The 23,404-nt window shown below is 67.3% G+C and carries 20 protein-coding genes; 11 read left to right on the top strand and 9 right to left on the bottom strand.

Features of this window, described 5'->3' with window-relative positions:
• The first annotated feature begins 10 nt into the window (after positions 1-10).
• Together LK540_RS05855 and LK540_RS05860 are read left to right on the top strand one after the other, a co-directional pair.
• On the top strand, positions 11-1,258 hold the full coding sequence (locus LK540_RS05855) for a glycosyltransferase (protein ID WP_229436107.1): 1,248 nt from the start codon (positions 11-13) through the stop codon (positions 1,256-1,258).
• Positions 1,255-2,772, top strand: coding sequence for a lipopolysaccharide biosynthesis protein (locus LK540_RS05860; protein WP_229436108.1), 1,518 nt, complete (start codon positions 1,255-1,257; stop codon positions 2,770-2,772). Before LK540_RS05855 ends, LK540_RS05860 begins: the two co-directional genes overlap by 4 nt.
• Before the next feature lie 319 nt (positions 2,773-3,091).
• On the opposite strand, the gene LK540_RS05865 is transcribed toward LK540_RS05860, so the two are convergent.
• The 4 genes from LK540_RS05865 to LK540_RS05880 all read right to left on the bottom strand — a co-directional run bounded on the left by LK540_RS05865 (position 3,092) and on the right by LK540_RS05880 (position 8,035).
• Entirely contained in the window at positions 3,092-4,117 is a 1,026-nt protein-coding gene (locus LK540_RS05865) for a polysaccharide deacetylase family protein (protein WP_229436109.1), read from the bottom strand.
• A gap of 1 nt (position 4,118) precedes the next feature.
• Positions 4,119-5,051: a hypothetical protein gene (locus tag LK540_RS05870; RefSeq protein WP_229436110.1), complete on the bottom strand. Its 933-nt coding sequence runs from the start codon at positions 5,049-5,051 to the stop codon at positions 4,119-4,121.
• Positions 5,052-5,228: 177 nt separating this feature from the next.
• Positions 5,229-6,464, bottom strand: coding sequence for a pyridoxal-dependent decarboxylase, exosortase A system-associated (locus LK540_RS05875; protein WP_229436111.1), 1,236 nt, complete (start codon positions 6,462-6,464; stop codon positions 5,229-5,231).
• Positions 6,461-8,035 carry an acyl-CoA ligase (AMP-forming), exosortase A system-associated gene (locus LK540_RS05880; protein WP_229436112.1) on the bottom strand — a complete coding sequence of 525 codons (1,575 nt, stop codon included), beginning with the start codon at positions 8,033-8,035 and terminating at the stop codon, positions 6,461-6,463. Before LK540_RS05880 ends, LK540_RS05875 begins: the two co-directional genes overlap by 4 nt.
• A 297-nt stretch (positions 8,036-8,332) precedes the next feature.
• On the opposite strand from LK540_RS05880, the gene LK540_RS05885 reads away from it, so the two are divergent.
• From LK540_RS05885 to LK540_RS05925, 9 genes are all read left to right on the top strand, one after another.
• On the top strand, positions 8,333-9,520 hold the full coding sequence (locus LK540_RS05885) for a DegT/DnrJ/EryC1/StrS aminotransferase family protein (protein WP_229436113.1): 1,188 nt from the start codon (positions 8,333-8,335) through the stop codon (positions 9,518-9,520).
• Positions 9,517-10,590, top strand: coding sequence for a GNAT family N-acetyltransferase (locus LK540_RS05890; RefSeq protein WP_229436114.1), 1,074 nt, complete (start codon positions 9,517-9,519; stop codon positions 10,588-10,590). Before LK540_RS05885 ends, LK540_RS05890 begins: the two co-directional genes overlap by 4 nt.
• A complete protein-coding gene (locus LK540_RS05895) occupies positions 10,587-10,835 on the top strand; it encodes an acyl carrier protein (RefSeq protein WP_229436115.1) in 249 nt (82 codons plus the stop codon). The genes LK540_RS05890 and LK540_RS05895 overlap by 4 nt, the downstream gene beginning before the upstream one ends.
• The gene (locus LK540_RS05900; protein WP_229436116.1) at positions 10,836-11,675 is read left to right on the top strand and encodes a hydrolase 2, exosortase A system-associated; all 840 of its coding nucleotides are present in this window, start codon (positions 10,836-10,838) and stop codon (positions 11,673-11,675) included.
• A complete protein-coding gene (locus tag LK540_RS05905; protein WP_229436117.1) occupies positions 11,668-12,543 on the top strand; it encodes a hydrolase 1, exosortase A system-associated in 876 nt (291 codons plus the stop codon). Before LK540_RS05900 ends, LK540_RS05905 begins: the two co-directional genes overlap by 8 nt.
• Positions 12,544-12,637: 94 nt before the next feature.
• Complete coding sequence (modA, locus tag LK540_RS05910; RefSeq protein ID WP_374041327.1) at positions 12,638-13,396, top strand: molybdate ABC transporter substrate-binding protein; 759 nt, start codon at positions 12,638-12,640, stop codon at positions 13,394-13,396.
• A 20-nt stretch (positions 13,397-13,416) separates the two neighbouring features.
• Positions 13,417-14,088 (top strand): molybdate ABC transporter permease subunit, encoded by a 672-nt coding sequence (gene modB / locus LK540_RS05915; RefSeq protein ID WP_229436118.1) that lies wholly within the window; start codon positions 13,417-13,419, stop codon positions 14,086-14,088.
• Positions 14,089-14,097: 9 nt separating this feature from the next.
• Positions 14,098-14,823 (top strand): sulfate/molybdate ABC transporter ATP-binding protein, encoded by a 726-nt coding sequence (locus LK540_RS05920; RefSeq protein WP_229436119.1) that lies wholly within the window; start codon positions 14,098-14,100, stop codon positions 14,821-14,823.
• 88 nt (positions 14,824-14,911) lie between these two features.
• Positions 14,912-15,727, top strand: a complete 816-nt coding sequence (locus LK540_RS05925; RefSeq protein WP_229436120.1) for a TOBE domain-containing protein — start codon at positions 14,912-14,914, stop codon at positions 15,725-15,727.
• Positions 15,728-15,820: 93 nt separating this feature from the next.
• Here LK540_RS05925 and LK540_RS05930 read toward each other — a convergent pair whose 3' ends face one another.
• The 5 genes from LK540_RS05930 to LK540_RS05950 form a co-directional block, all read right to left on the bottom strand.
• Positions 15,821-17,239: a right-handed parallel beta-helix repeat-containing protein gene (locus tag LK540_RS05930; protein WP_229436121.1), complete on the bottom strand. Its 1,419-nt coding sequence runs from the start codon at positions 17,237-17,239 to the stop codon at positions 15,821-15,823.
• Positions 17,236-18,597, bottom strand: coding sequence for a PEP-CTERM-box response regulator transcription factor (prsR, locus tag LK540_RS05935; protein WP_229436122.1), 1,362 nt, complete (start codon positions 18,595-18,597; stop codon positions 17,236-17,238). The genes LK540_RS05930 and prsR overlap by 4 nt, the downstream gene beginning before the upstream one ends.
• Before the next feature lie 54 nt (positions 18,598-18,651).
• Entirely contained in the window at positions 18,652-20,745 is a 2,094-nt protein-coding gene (prsK, locus tag LK540_RS05940) for an XrtA/PEP-CTERM system histidine kinase PrsK (protein ID WP_229436123.1), read from the bottom strand.
• A 75-nt stretch (positions 20,746-20,820) separates the two neighbouring features.
• Complete coding sequence (locus LK540_RS05945; RefSeq protein ID WP_229436124.1) at positions 20,821-22,224, bottom strand: TIGR03013 family XrtA/PEP-CTERM system glycosyltransferase; 1,404 nt, start codon at positions 22,222-22,224, stop codon at positions 20,821-20,823.
• A gap of 34 nt (positions 22,225-22,258) precedes the next feature.
• A complete protein-coding gene (locus LK540_RS05950; protein ID WP_229436125.1) occupies positions 22,259-23,305 on the bottom strand; it encodes an SDR family oxidoreductase in 1,047 nt (348 codons plus the stop codon).
• Positions 23,306-23,404 lie beyond the last annotated feature (99 nt).

Genomic DNA, 23,404 nt, shown 5'->3' on the forward strand with positions numbered 1-23,404 from the left:
CGAAACACCCATGAACAAACGCGCATTACTCATCGCATTCCACTTCCCGCCGCAGGCGGGCAGCAGCGGCATCCAGCGCACGCTGAGCTTTTCCCGCCTCCTCGGCCGCCACGGCTGGGAACCGATGGTGCTGTCGGCCCACCCGCGCGCCTATGGCGTGAAGAATTCTTCGCAGCTGGCCGCGATCCCGCCGGAACTGGTCGTCAAGCGCCCGTTCGCGCTCGACACCAAGGTCCATCTCGGCTGGAAGGGCCGCTACGTGGAAGCGATGGCCATGCCCGACCGCTACGTGTCGTGGTGGTTCGGCGCCATGCCGACCGGTTTGTCCATGATCCGCCGCTACAAGCCGCAGGTGCTGTGGTCGACCTTCCCGGTGGCCACCGCCCACCTGATCGCCCTCGGCCTGCACCGCCTCACCGGCCTGCCGTGGATCGCCGACTTCCGCGACCCCATGCTGCAGCCTTCGCACCCGACCTCGAAGCGCCTGCGCGCCATCTATAGCTGGATCGAGCGCCAGACGATTACCCGCTGCCGCTTCGCGGTATTCACCACGCATAGCGCACTGCGCTCCTACCGCGAACGCTTTCCGGAAGTCGATCCGGCCAAGTTCCTGGTGATCGAGAACGGCTACGACGAGGAAGAATTCGGGCGCCTGCTGGAAGCGGCGGCCGCGAATCCCGTGCCTCGTTCGCCGCGCACCACCCTGCTGCACAGCGGCGTGCTGTACGACGCCGGGCGCAACCCGGAATCCTTCCTGGCCGCGCTGGCGGCGCTGAAGGCCGCCGGCAAGATCGACGCCGCCACCCTGCGCGTGGTGCTGCGCGCGCCGGGCAACATCCCGGCCACCCAGGCGAAGGTCGACCGCCATGGCGTGGGCGACATCGTCGAGGTGCTGCCGCCGGTGCCCTACCGCGACGCGCTGGGCGAGATGCTGGCCGCCGACGGCCTGCTGCTGTTCCAGGGCACGCCCTTCAACAACCAGATCCCGGCCAAGGTCTACGAATACTTCCGCACCCGCAAACCCATCCTCGGCCTGGTCGACCCGGCTGGCGAAACCGCGCAGGTGCTGCGCGGCGCCGGCTTCACGCTCACCGCGCAGGTCGACAACCCAGGTGAAATCGGCGCGGCACTGGAACGCTTCATCCCGGGCCTGCGCGACGGCAGCGCCTACATCGCCCCGGACGAAGTGATCGCCCAGGCCGCGCGCGCGCACAAGGCGGCCGAACTGGCGCGCCTGTTCGACGAGGCGGTGCGATGAGCCTGAAGCCCGTTTCCGAGATCGACACCAAGATCGCCAAGGGCGCGGTGTGGATGGTCGCCTTTAAATTCCTGGACCGCGGCATCGGCCTGATCAGCACCCTGATCCTGGCGCGCATGCTGGTGCCGGCCGACTTCGGCCTGGTGGCGATGGCGATGATCATCAACTCGGCCCTCTCGCTGCTGGTGTCGTTCAGCTTCGACATCCAGCTGATCCAGAACCCGAAGGCCGGGCCCGACCATTTCAACACGGCCTGGACCTTCAACGTCATCTTCGCCGCCGTCTGCGGCATCTGCATGGCGGCGATTGCGATTCCGGCAGCGGCCTATTACAACCAGCCGGACCTGGCGAACATCCTGTACATCCTGGGCCTGGGCTTCGTGATCCAAGGCTTCTCGAACATCGGCACCGTCAAGTTCCAGCGCGAGATGCGCTTCGACAAGGAGTTCCGCTTCCTGCTGAGTAAACGCCTGGCGACGCTGGTGGTGACCATTCCCCTGGCCTTCATCATGCGCAACTACTGGGCGCTGGTGCTGGGCCAGTTGGCCGGGACCATCCTGTCGGTGATCCAGTCCTACGTGATCTCGACCTACCGTCCGCGCCTGTCGCTGGCGGCGCGCGGCGAGATGTTCCATGCCTCGAAATGGCTGGTGGTGAACAACATCATCCAGTTCGTAAACAACCGCGCGGCCCAGTTCATCCTGGCCCACTACACGAGCCCGGCCCTGCTGGGCACGCACTCGATCGCCACCGAGATCGCCACCCTGCCGACCACCGAGCTGGTGGCGCCGATCAACCGCGCCGCCTTCCCCGGCTATTCCAAGGCCGCGCACGACCTCGAGCTGCTGCGCGACAGCTTCCTGAAGGTGATCTCGTCGATCGCCCTGTTCTCGATCCCGGCCGGGATCGGCATCTGCGTGATCGCCGACGTGCTGGTGCCGGCGGCGCTGGGCTGGCAGTGGCTGGCGGCGATTCCGCTGATCCAGATCCTGGCCGTGCACGGCGTGATCAAGGCGGTGCAGACCAACATCACCTACGTCTACCTGGCGCTGGGCCGGCCGCGCCTGATCACCATCGTGTGGGCTGTGCAGGCGGTGGTGATGTGCGCGCTGCTGGTACCGGCGGTGAAGTACTTCGGCGTGATCGGCGCCTCCATGGCTTACCTGACGACCGGCATTGCCATGATCCCGGTGAACCAGGGCATGGTGGCGCGCTGCCTGAACCTGGGCTGGACCACCTTCTGCCGCCAGCTGGTGCGGCCGTTCGTGGCCTCGCTGGTCATGGGCGGCGCCGTGCTGGCCGTGAAGAGCCAGCTGCAGCTGCGCCACGGCGTGACGCTCGACTACATCATCGCGCTGCTGATGTGCGTGGCGGTGGGGGCGCTGACCTATGCCGTCACGCTGTATGTGCTGTGGCGCCTGGCCAGGTCGCCGCAGGGGCTGGAACGCTATGGCTTCGGGCGGGTGGAGACGGCGCTGGGCAAGATGGGGATCCGCGTCAAATTGGTGGGGTGATGCGGTATCCGAAGCCGGTAGCGATGACGTAGGGTGGGCCGGGTCGCGCTAGGCACTCCGTGCCCACGCGGTACGGACGTCTCCATGCACCTGGTGCCGCGAGGTGTCGCTCGCGCAATCGCCATGGATACAAGAAGCTGATCAGGCGTTTGGGACTACCGGTCGGGCCTTGGAGCGACAAGTGGCGGTTGTCGGTGCAAGGCGGCGCACGTACCGCGTGGGCACAGAGTGCCCACCCTACGTACGCTGCCGTTCCTGACTGCGGAATCGCCGAAACAAAAAACGCGCCCTCGGGCGCGTTTTTTGTTTCGGTGGCGTTTCAGCGCCCGGTCAATTTGCGCAGCAGTTCCAGCACGCCGCTCATCTCGGCCTCGAACTCGATCATCGACACGTCGCCGCCATCGAGAAAACGCGGCAGCAGGTAGCGCGTGTCGTCATCCTTGATGCGCACCAGGCCGGGCAGGCAGGTGGTGGCGGTAGCCACGCCGGCGGCGCGCATCACATCCGGCGCCTGGGCGTCGAAGGCGCCGCTCGGGTAGCAGTAATGGGTCGGATGCGGCAGGCCGGCGGCGACGATCTTCTCGCGGCACAGTTCGATATTCGCGCGGTTGCGCTCGGGCTGGCCGGGCAGGTATTCGTGCAGGTGGCCGTGCAGCTCGATCGAGCAGCCGCCGGCGGCCGCCTGCTGCAATTCCCCGCGCGTCATGTAGCTGAAGCGGCGCGAGGCCAGGTCGAGATCGGCCTTTGCCACGCCCAGTGCGGCGGCAAAGCGCTCCAGGGCGGGCGCCACGTCCTGCGGGGCCTGCGCCAGCAGCCAGGCCTCGGCGGCGGCGCACAGGCGGTGGCGCGCTTCCCGGTCCGCTAGCGTCCACTGCCCGTCCATGCCGGCGCCGAAGCCCGCCAGCGTGGCCGACACCGGCCCCGCCTTCCACAGGATGTAGCGCACGCTCACCGGAATGATCGGCGCGCCGGCCTCATATGCTTCGGTGTGCAGGTAGAGCGCCGGGCGGTAGCCGTATTCGGCCATCGATGGCAGCAGGTCGTGCCAGGACGAGTACCAGCCGTCGTCGAGCGTGATCGCCACCGCGATGCCTTTGGCCGGCGCAAAGCCGGGGGTGGCGACTTCGTCGAGCGTGGCCGGCACGAAGCCGGTGCGGCGCAGCCACTCCAGGCGTTCGCGCAACTGTTCGCGGGTGCAGAACAGTTTCGGGTTGTAGCGGCGCTCGTCGCCCAGGTTGCCGCCGTGGTAGCACAGGATGCGCGGCTGGCGGCGGGTGGCGGCGCGCACCAGGGCGAAGACCCCGGCGGCTTTCGCGGCGCGCAGTACGGCTTGTTTGATGGTCATGTCAGTCGTTCTTGTCCTTGTGGCGGCGCGCCCATGCCATCTGCGCGCGGCGCGGCCATACCAGCGCCCACGCGGCCGGACGATATTGTCCGGCAGCCTGCAGGGCGCGCCGCTTTTCCGAGGTGGCGGTGGCGTTCTTGACGGCCTGCTCGTCGTGCGAGACGAACAGCGCACGCGCGCCGCCTTCTTCCGGCACCGTGCGCAGGTAGGCCAGGTGCGGGCTGATGATCTCGACCACCGGGTCGTAGAACCAGCTGCCGGCGATCATACCCAGGGCTTGCGGATGCAGCTCATACAGGTCGACGCAGCAGCGGTAGCACTCGTTGCGGCCTTCCTCGTTGAACTCGTCCTGGTACAGGCGGTTCACGTGGATTTCGAAATAAGGCTTGAAGCCGCCGGCGCGCGCGAACAGCCAGGCGCGGCCCGGCAGTTGCAGCAGGCCGCCCTTCCACAGCATCGAGCGTCCCATGCCGGAACGCGGATCGATCACACTCGAGGCGCCCGCGTACAAACGCAGCGTGGCCAGGCCGAACTCTTTTAAAAAGACGTCGCTGTACAGGCGGCAGAACGGCAAAAAGGCTTCGTCGTGGTTCGCGATGCGCGCGAACTGGCGCAACTGGTGGGTGCGTACGCGCGGCGGCAGGCGCGCCATCAGCTCGCTCTTCAGCGCGTCGCGCACGCCCATCAGCACCGCGGCCAGCAGGAAGCAGGCGCCGGCCTGTTCGCCGCGCTCGGCCACCACCGCATCGTGCATGGCGCGCGCCGCCGGCGGAATGGCCTTGAAACCGGCGTAGGGATCGGGATCGGCAAAGTGCGCGAGAAAGGCACGCACGCGCACGGCCGCATCGGGCAGGTGGACCGCGCACAGCGCGAGGGCGCGCTGCAACTGGTCGGACAAACGGGATTCGAAGCTGTAGGTCTGGTGCGCTAGCATGTCGTGGGTCCTGGGTGGCCGCAGCCGTTCCGGAGCGGCGTCCAACGACGCCGGGAGCCGCCGGAAGTGAACGCAGGTAGTATGGTTCGTTGTTTATTTTCCTGCAACAATGAATTTATCGCAAATTCAACAGAACCTTCCACACGATTGGACGCCTGATCAAACGCTCCCGTCGCTTTACACCAGCACCTCGGGCGCATCCGGATGGCTGAGGAAACCCTGCGGGCTGGCCGAGCGGCCATAGGCGCCCGACTGGAACACGACCACCAGGTCGCCCACCTCGGCCTGCGGCAGCTCCATGCGCTCGCCCAGCAGATCGAGCGGCGTACACAGCGGGCCGACCACGGACGCCGTTTCCAGCGCCGCGCCGGCGCCCATGCGGTTGCCGATGGCGACCGGGTAGTTCTTGCGGATCACCTGGCCGAAGTTGCCCGATGCCGCCAGGTGGTGGTGCAAGCCGCCATCGGTGACCAGGAAGACCTGGCCGCGCGAGACCTTGCGGTCGACCACGCGCGCCACGTACACGCCGGCTTCGCCGACCAGGTAGCGCCCCAGTTCGATCGAGAGCTGGGCATCGGGCAGGCTGGCCTTCACGCGCGGCAGGGCGGCTTCCAGCGCCGCACCGATCGGCGCCAGGTCGAGCGCCGCTTCGCCCGGAAAATAGGGAATGCCGAAGCCGCCGCCGATGTTCAGGATGCGCAGCGGATCGCGCGCATGCGCCGCCAGGCGTTCCGCCAGCAGCAAAGTTTGGGCCTGGGCCTCGACGATGGCCTCGGCCTTCAGGCTTTGCGAGCCGCTGAAGATGTGGAAGCCCAGCACGCTCAAGCCAAGCTCGAAGGCCAGCGCCAGCATGCGCGGCGCTTCCTCGGCGTCGATGCCGAACTGCTTGGCGCCGCCGCCCATGCGCATGCCCGAGCCCTTCAGCTCGAAGTCCGGGTTGATGCGCAGGACCAGCAGCGGTGCGATCCCGAGTGCGTTACCGATGCGCGCCAGGGCGCGGATCTCGCGCTCGGATTCGGCATGCACCACGATGCCGGCGGCCACCGCGCGCGTGAGTTCCGCATCCGACTTGCCCGGGCCGGCAAAGCTAATGCGGGCGGGTTCCATGCCGGTGTCCAGCGCCACTTTCAGTTCGCCGCCGGAGGCGACGTCGATGCCGTCGACCAGGCCCGCCATGTGCTGCACCAGGGCCGGCATCGGGTTCGCCTTCATCGAGAAGTGCAGTTCGACGGCTGGCGGGATGTGGGCGCGCACATGGGCGACGCGTTCGCTCAACAGACGGCGGTCATAGGCATAGAAGGGCGTGCTGCCGACGCGCTGGGCCAGGCGGGTGAGCGGGATGCCGCCGACCTGCAGGCAATCGTCGACCACGGGGAACAGGGTCTGGGCGGCGTGGACGGGCTTGGCGTTCATGGGGTGTCTTCAAACATCGTCAGGTAATTCATACGCAAGTTCTTGCGGTCGATCTTGCCGTTCGGGTTGCGCGGGAAGGCTTCCATCACGAAGGCGATATGCGCCGGCACCATCCAGGCCGGCAGGCGGCGCTGGCATTCCTTCAGCAGGGCCTTGTCGCCCACATCCTCCTTTGGCAGGGCCAGCAGCACGATGGCCTGGCCCAGCTGCGGATGCGGCACGCCAAAGGCGACGGTTTCCGCCACCAGGCCGGTGGCGTACACCGCTTCCTCGACTTCGTTCGGGCTGACGCGGTAGCCCGAGACCTTGATCATGTCGTCGCTGCGGCCGATGAAGTACAGGTAGCCTTCCTCGTCCATGCGCACGGTGTCGCCGGACCAGACGGCCATCTCGACCAGCGGCAGGGCCGGATCGTGCCCCGGCGCCGGCTTGAAGCGCTCGGCGGTTTTCACCGGGTCGTTCCAGTAGCCGAGCGAGACCAGGGCGCCGCGGTGCACCAGTTCGCCCGGCTCGTGCGGTTCGCACGGCGTGCCGTCCGGACGCACCACCATCACCTGCGCGTTCGGAATTGCGCGGCCTATCGAATCGGGGCGGCGCTCGAGTTCCGACGGCGGCAGGTAAGTCGAGCGGAAGGCTTCGGTCAGGCCGTACATCAGGAACAGTTGGGCGCGTGGCAGCGCGGCGCGCAGGGCGGCGACCGTGGTGGCCGGCATGGCGCCGCCTGAATTGGTGAGATAGCGCAGCGTGCAATCCGCAGGCCAGGGCAAGGCGCACAGCTGGAACCACAGCGGCGGCACGGCGGCCAGGCCGGTGATGCGCTCGTCCACGACGGCCTTCAGCACGTCTTTTGCGAACAGGTGGTTCAGCAGCACGGCAGTGGCGCCGGCCAGGAAGGCACAGGTCAGCTGGCTCAGGCCATAGTCGAAACTGAGCGGCAGCACTGACAGGATGCGGTCTTGCGGCGCCATGTGCAGGTAGCTGGCCACGCTGCGGGCGCCGGCCACCATGTTCCGGTGCGAGAGCACCACGCCCTTGGGCTTGCCGGTGCTGCCCGAGGTGTAGAGGATGGCGGCCATGTCGGCGTCGATGGCGCGGCGCGCGGCCAGCACGGCCTGCTCCGGCGCTGCCTGCGCGGCATCCCAGCCGCGCACCTCGAAGCGCTCGGCTGGGACGGCGGCCCCGGTGACGAAAACGGTCTTCAAATCCGGACACTGCGCCAGCGCCTCACCCAGCTGCGCCAGGCGCTCGGGAGAAGTCAGCAGCACGCGCACATTGCAGTCGGCCAGGATGTGCGCGACTTGCTCGGCCTTCAGCTGCGGGTTCACCGGCACGAACACGGCGCCGGCCAGCGAGGCGCCGAACATGGCGGCCACGTTCTCGATGCGCTTTTCCAGGAACACGGCGACGCGCTCGCGCGGCTGTACCGCGGCGGCGATGAACGCGCCAGCCGCGCCTTCGACGGCGGCGGCCAGCGCGGTGTAATCGAGCCGCGCCGCGCTATACACAAGCGCTTCGGCGCCAGGCGTGCGGCGCGCGGAATCGAAGATGAAGTCGTGGATCAGGTCAGCCATGGCAAGGATTCGTGGGTCGCGCCGGCAGGGGACGCGCAGCCCGCAATCTTAACAGCTTGCAGCTTTTGACCGCAGCACGGTTTTTGGTTAGAGCCTATTCCAGCAGGTACGGGGAAGCGGATGGCGACAGCATGGCAAGCGCGGGCAAGGCGCGAGGAGGCCGCATGGTGGTTCCATGCAACGACGAGCAACGCCGCCCCCGCTTGTCAGGCGCGCCAGCAGCGACTCGGACCTGCTGGGATAGGCTCTAAACATGTTCCGTGGCAAATTATTCAACACAAGGTTTATACTGAAGCCATGCTTGCGTCTTCGTCTTCCACCCGTCCGGCCATTCCCCTCGCACCGGTCTTGTCCGCTTCGTCGTTCCGGCGGGCGGCGAGTGCACCTGCGCGCACGGTGCTCGATGCAGGGTCGTATCGGCTGGTGACGAGCGGACGCGTGGCGATTGCGCTGGCGCTGCGCGAACTCGGCATCCAGGCCGGCGACACGGTGCTGGTGCCGGCCTACCACAGCCCCTCGATGATCCCGCCGGTGCTCTGGCGCGAGGCCACGCCCGTGTTCTACCGGGTCGGCCCCGATGCGCGTGTCGACCTGGACGACCTGGCGGCCAGGATCGATGCCGGCACGCGCGCCGTGATGGTCACCCATTACTTCGGCTTCCCCCAGGACATAGCGCCGATCCGCGCCCTGTGCGACGCGCGCGGCATTGCCCTGGTCGAGGACTGCGCCCATGCCTTCATTGGCGAGCATGCCGGCCAGCCGCTGGGCAGCTGGGGCGATTATGCGATTGCTAGCAGCATGAAGTTCTTCCCGATCTACGAAGGCGGCGCGCTGGTCTCGAAAACCCGCAGCCTGGACAAGGTGCGCGTGCACTCGGCCGGCGCCGGCTTCGAGGCGAAAGCGCTGCTCAATTCGCTCGAACGCGGCTTCGCCTATGGCCGCCTGCCGGGCGTGCAGGCGGCCCTGTGGCTGCCGCTGCGCGCAAAGAGCGCCCTCTGGGGCATGCTCAAGCGCGGCCGCAAGACCCCGGCCAAGTCGCTGGCCCCGGATTCCTCGGACAGCAGCTTCAATTTCGATCCGCGCTGGCTCGACAAGCGCTCTTCCCTGTTCGCGCGCAGCGTGCTGAAGCTGGCCTCGCCTGCACGCATCCAGGCGCTGCGCCGCAGCCATTACGCGCGCCTGGACACAGCCCTGCGCGGCCTGCCTGGCGTACGCCCGCTGCATGCACGCCTGCCCGACGGCGCCTGCCCCTGGGTCTTCCCGCTGCTGGCCGACGATCCGGAAGCCCTGTGCGCGCGCCTGAAAGCGGCGGGCGTGCCGCTGACGCGCTTCGGTTATCCGCTGTGGGGAGGCATGGATGCGGACACCTGCCCGAACGCGGCCATGCTGTCGCGCCGGGTGCTGTCGCTGCCCTGCCACCAGGAGCTGCGCGAGGCGGAAGTCGACTGGCTGGTCCAGGCCGTGCGCAAGGCGGTGCTGGCATGAGCTGGCGCATTCATCCCGCGCGCGACTTCGCCCGGCATGCCGCCGACTGGGAAGGCCTGCACGCACGCGGCCCGGCCATCAGCCTGCTGGCGGCCGACTTCGTCGCGCCGCTGGTCGAACAGTTCGGCCGCGAGGGCGATCTGCTGGCCGTCTGGCGCAAGGATGGCACGGTCGGCGCCATGGCCATCGTGCGCCCGACCCGGCGCGGCGCCTGGGCCACCTTCCAGCCGGCGCAGGCGCCGCTCGGCCTGTGGCTGCAGCAGCCCGGCCTGGACACGGAAAAGCTGGCGCGCAGCCTGCTCGGCGCCCTGCCCGGCTTTCCGCTGATCTTTGCGCTGACCCAGATGGACCCGATGCTGATGCCGCGGCCCGCCGACGGCCCCTGCACCCGCACCCTCGACTACATCGACACCGCACGCGTGACGCTGAACGGCAGCTTCGACGACTACTGGGCCGGGCGCGGCAAGAACCTGCGCGGCAACCTGAAGAAGCAGCGCGCGCGCCTGGAGCGCGAAGGCATCGCCACGCGCCTGCAAATCGACCGCGATCCAACAGCCATGGCGCAAGCCGTGGCCGACTACGGCCGCCTGGAAAGCTCGGGCTGGAAGGCCGGCAAGGGTACGGCGGTCAGCGCCGATAACGCTCAGGGCCGCTACTACCGCGCCATGCTCGAAGCGCTGGCAAGCCGCAACGCAGGGAGCCGCATCTCCTCCAGTGTTTACCGGTATTATTTCAACGAGCAGCTGGTCGCGATGGACCTGTGCGTGGAAGACGCCGACAGCATCGTGGTCCTGAAGACCAGCTACGACGAAAGCGTACCGAGCAACTGGTCGCCCACGCTGCTGATGCGCGAGGAAGCAACGCGCGCCCTGTTCGACGCCGGCTGTTTTGCCCGCATCGAGTTCTACGGCCGCGTGATGGATTGGCACCTGCGCTGGACGGACGAGGTACGCACTATGTACCATGTTAATTATTACCGCTGGCCCGGACTGCGCCGCCTGCACGCCCTGCTCGATGCACGAACGAACGCGCGCAACCGCCCGGCCCCTACACCGACGACGAGCTTATGAAGTACCTTGAAGAAGTCAAAACCCTCCTGATCGACGTGCTGAACCTCGGCCCCGCCGGCCAGGCCCTGAACGCCGATTCGCCGCTGCTGGGCAGCCTGCCCGAGCTCGACTCGATGGCCGTGGTCACCCTGATCGGCGCCCTCGACGAGCATTTCGGCATCGCCATCGACGACGACGACATCAGCGCCAGCACCTTTGCCACGCTCGGCAGCCTGGCCGCCTTCGTCGAAGAGCGCGCACAGTAAATGGGCGCGCCCGGCCACGCTCCCGCCGACGCCTTTTTCCTCGACACAGCGGACGGCCCGCGCTTTTGCCTGTATCACGCCCCCGTGGGCGAGATGCGCGGCGCCCTGGTCTACCTGCACCCGTTCGCCGAGGAGATGAACCGTTCGCGGCGCATGGCCGCGCTGCAGGCACGCGCCTTCGCCATGCAAGGCATTGCCGTGCTGCTGCTGGATTTGCACGGCTGCGGCGACAGCGATGGCGACTTCGGCGATGCATCCTGGGATGGCTGGCTGCGCGACGTCGCGGCGGCGCGTGGCTGGATCGAACAAAAGACCGGCTGCACGGCCGGCCTGTGGGGCCTGCGCCTGGGCGCCCTGCTCGCGGTTTGCCACGCCCAGCGTGCACCGGTGCCACCGGCGCGGCTGCTGCTGTGGCAGCCAGTGACGATTGGCTCGGGTTACCTGAACCAGTTTTTGCGCCTGAAACTGGCAGGCGAACTGCTGGCCGGCGGCAGCGACAGCGGCGGCACCGACGCCCTGCGCGAAGCGTTAAAAGCCGGCGAAGCGCTGGAAATCGCCGGCTACACGCTGGGCCCGGCGCTGGCCGATGGCATCGACGCGGCCGATGCGCGCGCCCTGGCGCCGCGCTGCACTATCGACTGGTGCGAAGTCGTGGCCGCGCCGGAGCGCCCGCTGCCGCCGGCGGCTGCGCGCGTGGTCGATACCTGGCGCCTGCAGGGCAGCCGGGTGAATGTGCACCTGGCCGCCGGCCCGCAGTTCTGGGCCGCGCCCGAGACCGTCGATTGCCCGAACCTGATCGCGGCCAGCAGCGCCGCCCTGATAACCCATTCCCATGCCTGAAGAACGCGCCCTTTCCTTCCCCTGCGGCGACGCCTGGCTGTACGGCATCGTCAGCCTGCCCGCCGCAGCGAATCCGCCGCACCAGCGCGGCGTGCTGATCGTGGTCGGCGGCCCGCAATACCGCGCCGGCAGCCACCGCCAGTTCACCCTGCTGGCGCGCGACCTGGCCGCCGCCGGCGTGCCGGCGATGCGCTTCGACTACCGCGGCATGGGCGACAGCGAGGGAGACTTGCGCGCTTTCGACAGCGTCGACGACGACCTGCGCGCGGCGATCGACCGCTTCTTCCTCGAAGTGCCGGGCATGCAGGAAGTCGTGCTCTGGGGCCTGTGCGACGGCGCCTCGGCCGCCGCCATGTACGCGCCCCAGGATGCGCGCGTGGCCGGGCTGGTGCTATTGAATCCCTGGGTGCGCACCGAAGAAGGCGCGGCGCGCGCCACCATCAAGCATTACTATCGTGCGCGCCTGTTCGATGCGCGCCTGTGGAAAAAGGTTGCCAGCGGCCAGTTCGATGTGAAGGCCTCGGTGCGCGGCTTGTGGCAGGACCTGGGCAAGGCCTTCAGGCCGCGCCCGCCGGCCGAAGCCAGCGTCAGCCCTGGTACAACCGCGCCGGCAACTGCCCCACTGCCCGAGCGCATGCAGGCCGCGCTCACCCGCTTCGGCGGCCGCGTGCTGGTGGTGCTGAGCGGCGCCGACCTCACGGCCCAGGAATTCGCCGACCTGTCATCGCGTCCCGGCGCCTGGCAAAAGCTGCTCGCCGCACCGCGCTTCACGCGCCAGAAGATTGAGAAGGCCGACCACACCTTCTCGCGCCGCCCCTGGCAAGACCAGGTATCGAACTGGACACGCGACTGGCTGCGCTCCTGGTAAAGCAGCGCTCACCGGCTCATCCGCACGAAGCGCAATATACGGAAGTATATAACGCTGTTACACTGGCGGGAATAACCCATCAGGAGGACTTCCCGTGTCTGCTGTGACCACCCGCCGTTTCCTTGCCAGCGCCGTTCTGTTCGCGGCCAGTACCCTCTCCCAAGCAGCTGAAATCACCGTCTCGGCCGCCGCCAGCCTGACCGACGCCTTCAAGGAAATCGCGCAAAGCTATGAAGCCGCCCACCCGGGCAGCAAGGTGCTGCTGAACTTCGCCGCCTCGGGCGCCCTGCTGCAGCAAATGGCCAAGGGTGCGCCGGTCGACGTGTTCGCCTCTGCCGACCAGGAAACCATGGACTCGGCCGTCAAGCAGAAGCTGGTGGCGCCAAGCGAGCGCGTCAACTTCGTACGCAACACCCTGGTGCTGGTGGTCCCAGCCGACAGCACCCTGAACCTGAAACGCCTCGACGACCTGCGCCAGGAAAAGGTGACGCGCCTGGCCGTCGGCAACCCGGCCAGCGTGCCGGCCGGCCGCTACACCCAGGACGCCCTCGAAACGGCCAAACTGTGGGCGCCGCTGGGCCCGAAAATGATCATGACCCAGAACGTGCGCCAGGCGCTCGACTACGTGGCGCGCGGCGAAACCGAAGCCGGCTTCGTCTACGGTTCGGACGCCGTCTCCTTCAAGGGCAAGGTGAAAGTGGCGATGGAAGTGCCGCTGTCGACCGCGATCAGCTACCCGATCGCCGCCACCGCCGGCGCAAAGGACCTTGCCGAGGCACGCCGCTTCATCGCCTGGGTCCAGGCCCCGGCGGCGCAGGCCGTGCTGACCCGCTACGGCTTCCTCAAGCCTTGAACACGATTCGCTGATCCTCGATGCACCCGACCTGGACCGCCCTCGCCCTGTCGCTGAAAGTCGCCTGCTGGGCCACCGCGATTGCACTCGTGTTGGGCGTGGCGGTCGGCTTCCTGCTGGCGCGGCGCCGCTTTCCGGGCCGCGAACTGCTGGACACGATCCTGACCCTGCCGATGGTGATGCCGCCCACCGTGCTCGGCTACTACCTGCTGGTGCTGCTGGGCCGCAAGGGCTGGATCGGGCAAAGCCTGCAGGACTGGTTCGGCATCAACCTGATCTTCACCTGGCAGGGCGCGGTGATCGCCGCCGCCATCGTCGCTTTCCCCCTGGTGTTCAAGCCGGCGCGGGCCGCCTTCGAGACCGTCGACGGCCGCCTGGAAGACGCGGCGCGCGTGCTCGGCATCTCCGAGGCGGCGCTGTTCCTGCGCGTGACCCTGCCGCTGGCCTGGCGCGGCATCCTGGCCGGCGCCCTGCTGGCATTCGCACGCGCGATGGGCGAATTCGGCGCCACGCTGATGGTGGCCGGCAGCATCCCCGGTCGTACCCAGACGCTGTCGATCGCCGTCTACGAGGCGGTGCAGGCCGGGCAGGACGACATTGCGAATACCCTGGTCCTGATCACCTCGGCGGTCTGCATCGCCGTGCTGCTGACCGCGGGGCGGCTGGCCCCGGGCCGCGTTGGGTACCGCTAGAATCCCTTGATGCAATTCGATCTCGACATCCAGAAAACCCTGCGCTCCGGCAAACGCACGTTTCATCTGAACCTGCGCCTGCAGTCGGACAGCCAGCGCCTGGTCATCCTCGGTCCTTCGGGCGCCGGCAAGAGCCAGACGCTGCGCGCGATCGCCGGCCTGCTGCGCCCCGACAGCGGCCGCATCATGGTCGGCGGCGCCCTGCTGTTCGATGCGCAGCAGCGCATCAACCTGAAGCCGCAGGCGCGCCGCATGGGCTACCTGTTCCAGGACTACGCCCTGTTCCCGCACCTGAGCGTGCGCCAGAACATCGCCTTTGGCGAGACGCCGGGCTGGCGCAATCCGGGCAGGCGGGCCAGCAGCGAGGCGGTCGAACGCTGGCTGGCCGCCTTCCACCTCGAGCACCTGGCGCACCAGCTGCCGGGCGAACTCTCGGGCGGCCAGCGCCAGCGCGTGGCCCTGGCGCGCGCCCTGGTGGCGCAGCCGGCAGCCCTGCTGCTGGACGAACCCTTCGCCGCCCTCGACCCCGACCTGCGGATTGTGCTGCGCGGCGAATTGGACCGCCTGCAGCGCGAGCTGGCGCTGCCGATGATCCTGATCAGCCACGACGTGGCCGACGCCGAGGTCTTCGGCGACCACGTGGTGCGCATGCAGGATGGCGCCGTCCACCATGGCGCGCTCGTCGTGGATGCCGACATCGACCCCGTACTTGCTGAAAAGAAAACGCACAGGTAGGATCGCGCATCCTTGCGCGCTGCCTGCGCAACCTTACCGGAGCCACCATGTTCTTCATCTCTTTCCTGTCCTGCCAAGAGGCCGCCGCATGAGCGCGCCTTCCGACAAGCCCCTGGAACTGCAGGGCAAGCTGTGGCTGACCGTCGGCGGCGAAAACTTTGGCGGCGGCAACCGCCTGACCCTGCTGGCGAAGATTGCCGAGTGCGGCTCGATCACCCAGGCCGCCAAGGCCGCCGGGATGAGCTACAAGGCGGCCTGGGATGCCATCGACACCATGAACAACCTCGCCGGCGAGCCGCTGGTCGAGCGCGCGGCCGGCGGCAAGGGCGGCGGCGGCACCCGCCTCACGGCGCGCGGTGTCCAGCTGGTGCAGAACTTCCAGCAAGTGGAACAGGAACACCGGCGCTTTGTCGAACAACTCGGACGGCAGAGCGCAGGCCTGGCCGACGAATACCTGCTCATCAGGAGAATCAGCATGCGCACCAGCGCCCGTAACCAGTTCCTCGGTAAAGTTGCCTCGGTCAAGACCGGCGCCGTCAACGACGAAATCGCACTCGACGTCGCCGGCGGCCACCGCATCGTGGCCGTGATCACCCATGGCAGCACCCAGGAACTCGGTCTCAAGCCCGGCGCCGAAGCGTTTGCGCTGATCAAGGCTTCGTCGATCATCCTGGTTGCAGCAGACGAAACCGCGCGCTTCTCGGCGCGTAACCAGCTGCGCGGCACCGTGTCGCGGGTGCAGCCGGGCGCCGTCAACACCGAGGTCGTAATCGACCTGGACGGCGGCGTGGCGGTGGCGGCGATCGTGACCAACGACAGCAGCGAGGCGCTGGAGCTGGCGGTGGGCAAGCCGGTCATGGCCATTTTCAAGGCGTCGAGCGTGATCCTGGCGGTACCGGATTGATTCTCCGCTTATCGAAAGAAATCTTTCGTTGATGGCGGCACAGGCTGCTTTGAAAGGCTTATCGAAAGATATCTGTCGATAAGCCTTTCACGCTCACGGCACGGCGCGCAGGCACTGCCTGAAATCCTCGAATGCGCCGAAAGCGCGCTGTGCCCCGCGCTCCCGGCCACACAGATCGCTGCCAGGCTCCCCGGCTTGACGGCGTGGTGGACCCTCCTGCCAACGCAAATCGACACGCGCGCTATCGGCGAACAGCGCCCGCTGCGGATGCCGCCCCAGATACAGCTGCCAGATCGGCGTGACCAGGTTCTCTCCCAGCCGCACCACGCCGCCGGCATCGCTGCGGATCGGCCCGTCGACCAGGTTGCCCTCGAACGTGGCGCTGCTGGTGGGGAAGCGCACCTGCACCCCGGCCGTGTCGAGCAGGGTGTTGTCGACGATACGCGTGCCGGCCGCGCTGTTCAAATACATGCCGACGTCGGAACAGCCGGCCACCAGGTTGGCGCGCATGGTGCCGGCGTCGTGCTCGGTGATGCATTGGCGGTCGCGGCAATAGCGCTTGCCGGTGCCGCCGCCGCCGAACGACAGGCCGATGCGCTGCCCCCGCTCGCCCAGCAGCTTTTCCTCGCACAGCACCACGTTGCGTTCGAAGACCGTGCGCTGGGCGCCGCCCTTGGCATACGCGCCGTAGCTGATACGGTCGCCGCTGCCCTTGACGAAGTCGCGGATGATGTTGGCGCGCACCGTCCAGTCGCTGGCGCCGACCAGGTCGATCGGCGTCACCGGCCTGGCGGTGCGGCGCGCGCCCGTGTTGGACAGGGTGTTCGATTCGATCAGGCCGTGGTCGGGAAAGGCGCCCTTTTCGCCGTTGATCTTGAAGTGGGCGTTGAAGTCGGCCAGCGTGTTGTTCCGAGCGATGAAATGATGGGCATTGCCGACCACGTGGAAGGCATGCTGGCAGTTGTCGTCGTAGCGGCAGGCGCCGCGGATGCCCAGGTTTTCGAAACGCCAGTACGGCGCCGACACCACGAAGCCCTCGGCGCTGTCGAAGGCGATCCGCACCGTGCCGGGAAGCGCGGCGCGCACCACGATCGGCGCCTCCGCGCTGCCGGGCCGGCTGGCGAACAGCTTGCCCTTGACCGCATAGCTGCCGGGCAGGAAGGTGATGACGTCGCCGGGGGCGGCCGCGGCCAGCGCCCGCCGTGCTTCCTCGACCGTGGCAACCGGACGCGCGTTACCCCCTTCGCTGCTTGCGGCCTGCGGCTGGGCGCCGACCATCAGCGGCGGCATCGCCTGGCGCAGGTAAGAACCGCGGTCCAGACGCAGCAAGGTACCCGCCGTCACGCGGCCGGCGGCTTCGATCAGCGCGTTATGGCCGCTCGTGCGGTGCAGCAGGTAAGGCGCCAGCGCGCGCGGCGCCACGCCCTGCGCCTGCAGATACGCCAGCGCGCCGGCGACTAGACCCACGAACAGCAGCGCCAACAGCGCCAGCGCGCCGGCCAGGCGCTTCACGGTCCGGTCTTGATGTTATGGCGGCTCATCAGGTCGTACATGGTCGGGCGGCTGATGCCGAGGATCTCGGAGGCCTTGACGATGTTGCCGTCCACCCGCGCCAGCGCCTTGACGATGGCCTTGTACTCGGCCTCGTCGCGTACCTGGCGCAGGTTGATCGGTTCTTCTTCCAGGCCCTCGCCCGGCAGGCCCAGGTCGTCGGCGACGATGGTGTTCCCGTCGGCCATGATCACGGCGCGCTTGATGTAGTTTTCCATCTCGCGCACGTTGCCCGGCCAGTTGTAAGCCTCGATGGCGGCGATCGCATCCGGCGCGAAGTGCAGCGACGGGCGCGACTCGGCGGCGCAGAACTTGTTCTTGAAGTGGTGCGCCAGCAGGGCCGCATCGCCTTCGCGCTCGCGCAGCGGCGGAATGGTGACCACGATCTCGGACAGGCGGTAATACAAGTCTTCGCGGAAGCGCCCGGTGGCGCAGAGTTCCTTCAGCTTCTGGTGGGTCGCGCAGACGATGCGCACGTCGACCGGAATCTCTTCGTGGCCGCCGATGCGCTCGATCACGCGCTCCTGCAGGAAGCGCAGCAGCTTGGCTTGCAGCGGCATCGGCAGGTCGCCCACTTCGTCGAGGAAGAAGGTGCCGCCGTGGGCCAGTTCCACCTTGCCCTTGGTCTGCTTCGCCGCTCCCGTGAATGCGCCCTTCTCGTAGCCGAACAGTTCGGATTCGAGCAGGTTTTCGGGAATCGCCGCGCAGTTGATCGCCATGAAGCGTTCCTTGGCGCGCGGGCTCAGTGCGTGCACAGCGCGCGCCAGCACTTCCTTGCCGGTGCCGGATTCGCCCAGCAGCATGACCGAGGCCGAGGTCGGCGCCACCTTCTCGACGCTGCGGCAAATCTTCAGCATGCTCGGCGCACGCGAGATCACGCCCGACATCGGCGAATCGGCTTGCTGCTGCTGCATGCGGCGGTTTTCCTGCTGCAGATTGTGCAGGAAGAAGGCGCGCTGGATCACCAGGTTCAATACCTCGGGGTCGCAGGGCTTCTGGTGGAAGTCGTAGGCGCCCAGGCCGATGGCTTTCACGGCGTTCGCGTGGTCCTGGTTACCGGTGAGGACGATCACGCGCGTGTCCGGCGCCAGCGCCAGGATCTGCTGCAGCGTGGCCAGGCCCTCGGTCGAGCCGTCCGGGTCGGGCGGCAGGCCCAGGTCCATGGTCACCACCGCCGGTTCGTGGCGGCGGATCTGGGCCAGCGCCGCTTCGCGGTCGCCGGCCACGACCACGTCGTAGGCATCCAGGCTCCACTTCAGCTGCTTTTGCAGGCCGGGGTCGTCTTCGATGATCAGGAGTTTCGGTTTATTCTGTGTCACGGTGTTCCTTGTCTCTTGCTCTCGTATCGTCTCGTATCGTCTCGTACTCGTCGGTCAGGCTGCCCGCTCGAGCAGCGCATCGCGCTGGTAGAGCGGCAGGATGACCTTGAACGTGGTGCCGCGCGCCGGCTGGCTGCTGACTTCCAGGCGTCCACCCAGCTCGTTGATGTATTCGCGGCTCTCGAACACGCCGATGCCCATGCCGGCCGACTTGGTCGACTCGAACGGCTTGAACAGGCGCTCGCGGATGAATTCCTCGCTCATGCCTTCGCCGGTGTCGGCAATCTCGACCTGCACCGCCTCGCCGGCGCGCGCCAGCGAAATCGTCACGCTGCCCTCCTTCGGCGTGGCTTCGATCGCGTTCTGGATCAGGTGGCCGAGCACGCGTTCGAGGCGTTCGCGGTCGGCCAGCACGCGCAGGCCGGCATCGATTACCCGCAGCTGCGGGCGCGGCTCGAAGGCGGCCTTTTGCGCCATCGCCTGGCGCACCACCGTTTCCAGCGGCTGCGGCGCCGGCTTTTCCTGGACGTCGATGCGGCTCAGCTTTTGCAGCATCAGGCGCATTTTCTGCACCGACAGCGACACCGTTTCCAGCATGTCGGCCTGGAACTCGGGATTGTCCTTGTGCTTGGCGGCGTTGGCGTTCATCAGCGACAGCTGCGAGACCAGGTTCTTCAAATCGTGCACCACGAAGGTGGACATGCGGTTGAAGGACTCGAACTGGCGCGCCACCATCAGCGCGTTCGCCGCCTCCTGCTGCGCCAGGTAGCTGGCGGCCTGGCTGCCGGCGATGTCGAGCAAATCGATCACTTCCCAGTTCAGCTTGATCGGGCTGCGCGCAGTCTGCAGCACCACGAAGCCGAACAGCTTATTCCCCATCATCAGCGGCACCACCAGCCAGCCGCGCGGGTACTCCTTCAGCCACTGCGGCAGTTCCAGGCCATCGTATTTTTCCGGCTCGGTCACGATTTCGCCGAGGTCGATCACCCACTGCGTGCTTTCCAGGAAGCGGCACAGGGCCGAGTCGCCCGGCTCCTTGACGTCGACTTCCGGCCCCTGCCAGTTGGCGGCCGGCTCGTAGGAACCGACGCCGTCAGCTCCCCCTTCGCGGCGCTGCCACAGCTGCCCGCCCGGGCTTTCGACCAGGGCCGCCACCGCCTGGATGGCGCGCTCGCCGAGGTTCTCGCCGCCTTCCGACAGGGTGCGCGTAAAGCGCATCCACTCTTCGCGGTAGTCGTAGCCGTAGCTATAGAAATGCTTGCTGATGAAGACCTTCAGCCAGGCGCGGAAGGTGCCCGAGAACAGGATACCCGCCAGCAGCAGCAAGGCGCCGAACAGGAAGGTCACCTGCATCACCGTGCCCCAGCTGCCGCCGAAGTAGCGCAGGTAGTAGCCGGCCGAGCCCATTGCCAGCAAATAGATGGCGGAACCGAACAGCGCGGCCGAGTGGAACATGGCGCGGCGCGACACGGCCAGCGGCGAGCTCCAGGACTTGGCGCGCCGCATCGACACCGCGATCAGCGGCACCGTCAGCGCGTTCACCACGCCGCGCGCGGCCCAGATGTCGGGGTCGACTTCGCGGAACAGCATCGCGTGGCTGTACAAATAGAAGTCATACGCGAACATGCCGCCGATGGCCAGGCAGACGAACTTGATGGCCCAGCGTTCCTGCGCGGTCTTGTTGCGGTAGGCCTGCTCGACCAGCAGCATGCCGCCCACGGCCTGGGCCACGCGCGCGGTCACCGGCAGCACCGAGTCGAGCAAGGCCAGGTCCCAGTAGCCGGCAAAGGCAGCGCCCAGCGCCAGCAGGTAGCAGACGGCGGCGACGAACAGCGAGGGGCGCACGCCGAAAGGCAGGCGGCTGCCCTTCTGGTGGTAGTCGCCGAGCAGCACCACCAGGAACAGCGACCAGGCCGCATTGCGCGCCACTTCCATGGCGTCGCTAAGATCGGTCCAGAGCATGCCGTCGCTTGCGGCGGCGGCCAGCGCGGCGCCCCACAGCGCCGTGGCGACACAGGCCAGGGTCAGCACCGGCCCATAGGCGCGCCTGCGCCAGCCGGTCAGCAGCGGCACGGCAAGCGCCGCGAAGCCGATGGCGGCGAAGCCATAGCTGAACGCGGCAATACTGGTCAGGGAAACACTAGCCATGGTCGTGGAGGGTGCGCGCGGGAAGGACAAAAAACGCATCCCGGCCGGAGCCGGGACTGGTCGAACCGCAAACGCTTAGCGGCCGCTGCGGAACAGCACCACCTTGAGCGTGTCGATCAGGATCAGGAAGTCGAGGAACAGGCTGTTGTTCTTCACGTAATACAGGTCGTACTGCAGCTTTTGCAGCGCGTCCTCGGCCGAGGAACCGTAGCCGTAGCGCACCTGGGCCCAGCCGGTGATGCCCGGCTTGATGCTGTGGCGGACATTGTAGTACGGGACCACCTCGATCAGCTGCTCGACGAAATAAGGACGCTCCGGGCGCGGACCGACGAAGGACATCTCGCCCTTGAACACGTTCAGGATCTGGGGCAGCTCGTCGATCCGGGTCTTGCGCATGAAGTTGCCGACGCGCGTGACGCGCGGGTCGTTCTGCGCCGCCCACTGCGGCTTGCCGCTCTTTTCGGCGTCGGCGCGCATGCTGCGGAATTTATGGACGAAGAAGCTCTTGCCGTCCTTGCCGACGCGCTCCTGCGAATAAAAGATCGGGCCGCGGTCTTCCAGCCACACGGCCAGCGCCGCCAGCAGCATGATCGGGAAGGTCAGCGCCAGGATCGCGGTACTGCACACCAGGTCGAAGCTGCGCTTCATGAAGGTGCGCACGAAACTCTGGTCGAAGCCACCGCCGAACACCAGCCAGCTCGGCTGGATCGAATCGACGCGGATCTGGCAGGTCTCGCGCTCGAAGAAGGTGGCGGCGTCGGTGACCTTCATGCCCTGCAGTTTGCAGTCCAGCAGTTCCTTGATCGGGAAGCCGCCGCGGCGGTTCTGCACCGACACCACGATTTCCTGCACGTTGTACTGGCGCGCCAGCTTGACCAGGGAATCGCCCTCGCGCACCTTGAGCAGGCCGTTCTGCGGCACGCACAACTCTTCGCCGGCGCCCGGGATGAAGCCGGCGATGTCGTAGCGGTGGTAGCGTGCGGCGCGGTCGGCGAGGTCGGCGCATTCCTTGGCCAGCGGACCGCCGCCGAGGAACATGATGCGCGACTGCAGGAAGCGCGCCTCGGACGTCTTGAAGAAGATCATGCGCGCCAGGTAGATGCCCACCGCGGACAGGCCGAACACCAGCAGCAGGATACCGCGGCCGAGCGACAGTTCCGGCGCGATGTAGAACACCAGGGTCAGGATCAGGAAGCCCATCACGAACGATGGGAGGAGCTTCATCAGGAAGGGGTGGCGCAGGCCGTCCTCGAAGTCGAGCTGGTACATGCCCATCGCGCTCATGCTGAACACGATGGCCAGGGCAAAGGCGACGGCCGAGGTAAAGAAATGGTCGAGCGGCGGCAGGGTCACGCCGTTGCCGACGTCCATGTAGCGCAGGGCCGCGCCGGCGTAGGCGGCGCCGAGCAGCACCAGCACTTCCACGACCAGCAGTACGGAAACGATCTTCGACACGTAGTGGTTAGAGATTCTAAACACGTCAGCCCTCCAGTTCTTCTTGCTTTCTTCTTGCTTATTCGGATACCGCTTGCGAGCCCTGCAGGTCGCGGACATACCAGTCCATGGCTTGCCGCAGGCCTTCTTCGATGCGGTGCGTGGGCGCATAGCCCAGCAGCGTTTCCGCTTTCGTGATGTCGGCCTGCGAGTGGCGCACGTCGCCACGGCGGAAGTCGACGTATTCCGGGCGGTGCGCTTCCACGTGCGGGAAGCGCTCGGCCAGCAGGCTGCGCATCATCGCGTACAGTGCATTCAGGCTGGTGCGTTCGTTGAGCGCCACGTTGTACACCGCGTTGGCCGCTTCGCCCGGCGCCAGCGCGGCCAGCAGGTTCGCCTGCACCACGTTGTCGATGTAGCAAAAGTCGCGGCTGGTTTCGCCGTCGCCGTTGATGCGCAGCGGGGCATTGCGGATCAGCGCGGCCACCCACTGCGGGATCACGGCGGCATACGCGCCGTTCGGGTCCTGGCGCGGGCCGAACACGTTGAAGTAGCGCAGGCCGATCGACTCCATGCCATAGGTACGGCCGAACACGTTCGCGTACAGCTCGTTCACATATTTCGTCACCGCATACGGCGACAGCGGGTTGCCGATCACGTCTTCCACCTTCGGCAGGGCCGGGTGGTCGCCGTAGGTCGAGCTCGACGCGGCGTAGACGAAGCGACGGACTTTCGCGTCGCGGGCGGCGACCAGCATGTTCAGGAAACCGGTGACATTCGTTTCATTGGTGGCAATCGGATCGTCGATCGAACGCGACACCGAACCGAGCGCGGCCTGGTGCAGCACGAAGTCTACGCCCTCGCATGCCAGCGCACAGTCCGCTTTGTTGCGAATATCGCCTTCAATGAAATTAAATTTCATCCAGGCGTCGTTTGTGACAGATTCTTTCACCTGCTCCAGGTTGCGGCGATGCCCGGTCGCGAAATTGTCGAGCCCGGTCACGCGCTGGCCGAGCGCGAGCAGCGCTTCCACCAGGTTCGAGCCGATGAAGCCGGCGGCGCCGGTGACCAGCCAGTGGTGGCTGTGCTGGCCCAGATGCTGCCTTACGTCTTGAATCTTATTCACAGTTTTCCGAACACTTTCTCGATTGCGCCATGCAAGGAACCGCCGGGGCCGGAGACGGCGCAGCCGCCGCGCAGGCGGGCCCGCGCAGGCGGCCCGGGT

Source organism: Massilia sp. IC2-278 (assembly GCF_020708045.1).
In the GTDB taxonomy this organism is placed as follows: Bacteria; Pseudomonadota; Gammaproteobacteria; order Burkholderiales; family Burkholderiaceae_D; genus Telluria.

Coding starts and splice junctions, on each gene's coding strand:
- LK540_RS05855 (WP_229436107.1), top strand. CDS start 11: ATGAACAAACGCGCATTACTCATCGCATTCCACTTCCCGCCGCAGGCG.
- LK540_RS05860 (WP_229436108.1), top strand. CDS start 1,255: ATGAGCCTGAAGCCCGTTTCCGAGATCGACACCAAGATCGCCAAGGGC.
- LK540_RS05865 (WP_229436109.1), bottom strand. CDS start 4,117: ATGACCATCAAACAAGCCGTACTGCGCGCCGCGAAAGCCGCCGGGGTC.
- LK540_RS05870 (WP_229436110.1), bottom strand. CDS start 5,051: ATGCTAGCGCACCAGACCTACAGCTTCGAATCCCGTTTGTCCGACCAG.
- LK540_RS05875 (WP_229436111.1), bottom strand. CDS start 6,464: ATGAACGCCAAGCCCGTCCACGCCGCCCAGACCCTGTTCCCCGTGGTC.
- LK540_RS05880 (WP_229436112.1), bottom strand. CDS start 8,035: ATGGCTGACCTGATCCACGACTTCATCTTCGATTCCGCGCGCCGCACG.
- LK540_RS05885 (WP_229436113.1), top strand. CDS start 8,333: ATGCTTGCGTCTTCGTCTTCCACCCGTCCGGCCATTCCCCTCGCACCG.
- LK540_RS05890 (WP_229436114.1), top strand. CDS start 9,517: ATGAGCTGGCGCATTCATCCCGCGCGCGACTTCGCCCGGCATGCCGCC.
- LK540_RS05895 (WP_229436115.1), top strand. CDS start 10,587: ATGAAGTACCTTGAAGAAGTCAAAACCCTCCTGATCGACGTGCTGAAC.
- LK540_RS05900 (WP_229436116.1), top strand. CDS start 10,836: ATGGGCGCGCCCGGCCACGCTCCCGCCGACGCCTTTTTCCTCGACACA.
- LK540_RS05905 (WP_229436117.1), top strand. CDS start 11,668: ATGCCTGAAGAACGCGCCCTTTCCTTCCCCTGCGGCGACGCCTGGCTG.
- modB (WP_229436118.1), top strand. CDS start 13,417: ATGCACCCGACCTGGACCGCCCTCGCCCTGTCGCTGAAAGTCGCCTGC.
- LK540_RS05920 (WP_229436119.1), top strand. CDS start 14,098: ATGCAATTCGATCTCGACATCCAGAAAACCCTGCGCTCCGGCAAACGC.
- LK540_RS05925 (WP_229436120.1), top strand. CDS start 14,912: ATGAGCGCGCCTTCCGACAAGCCCCTGGAACTGCAGGGCAAGCTGTGG.
- prsK (WP_229436123.1), bottom strand. CDS start 20,745: ATGGCTAGTGTTTCCCTGACCAGTATTGCCGCGTTCAGCTATGGCTTC.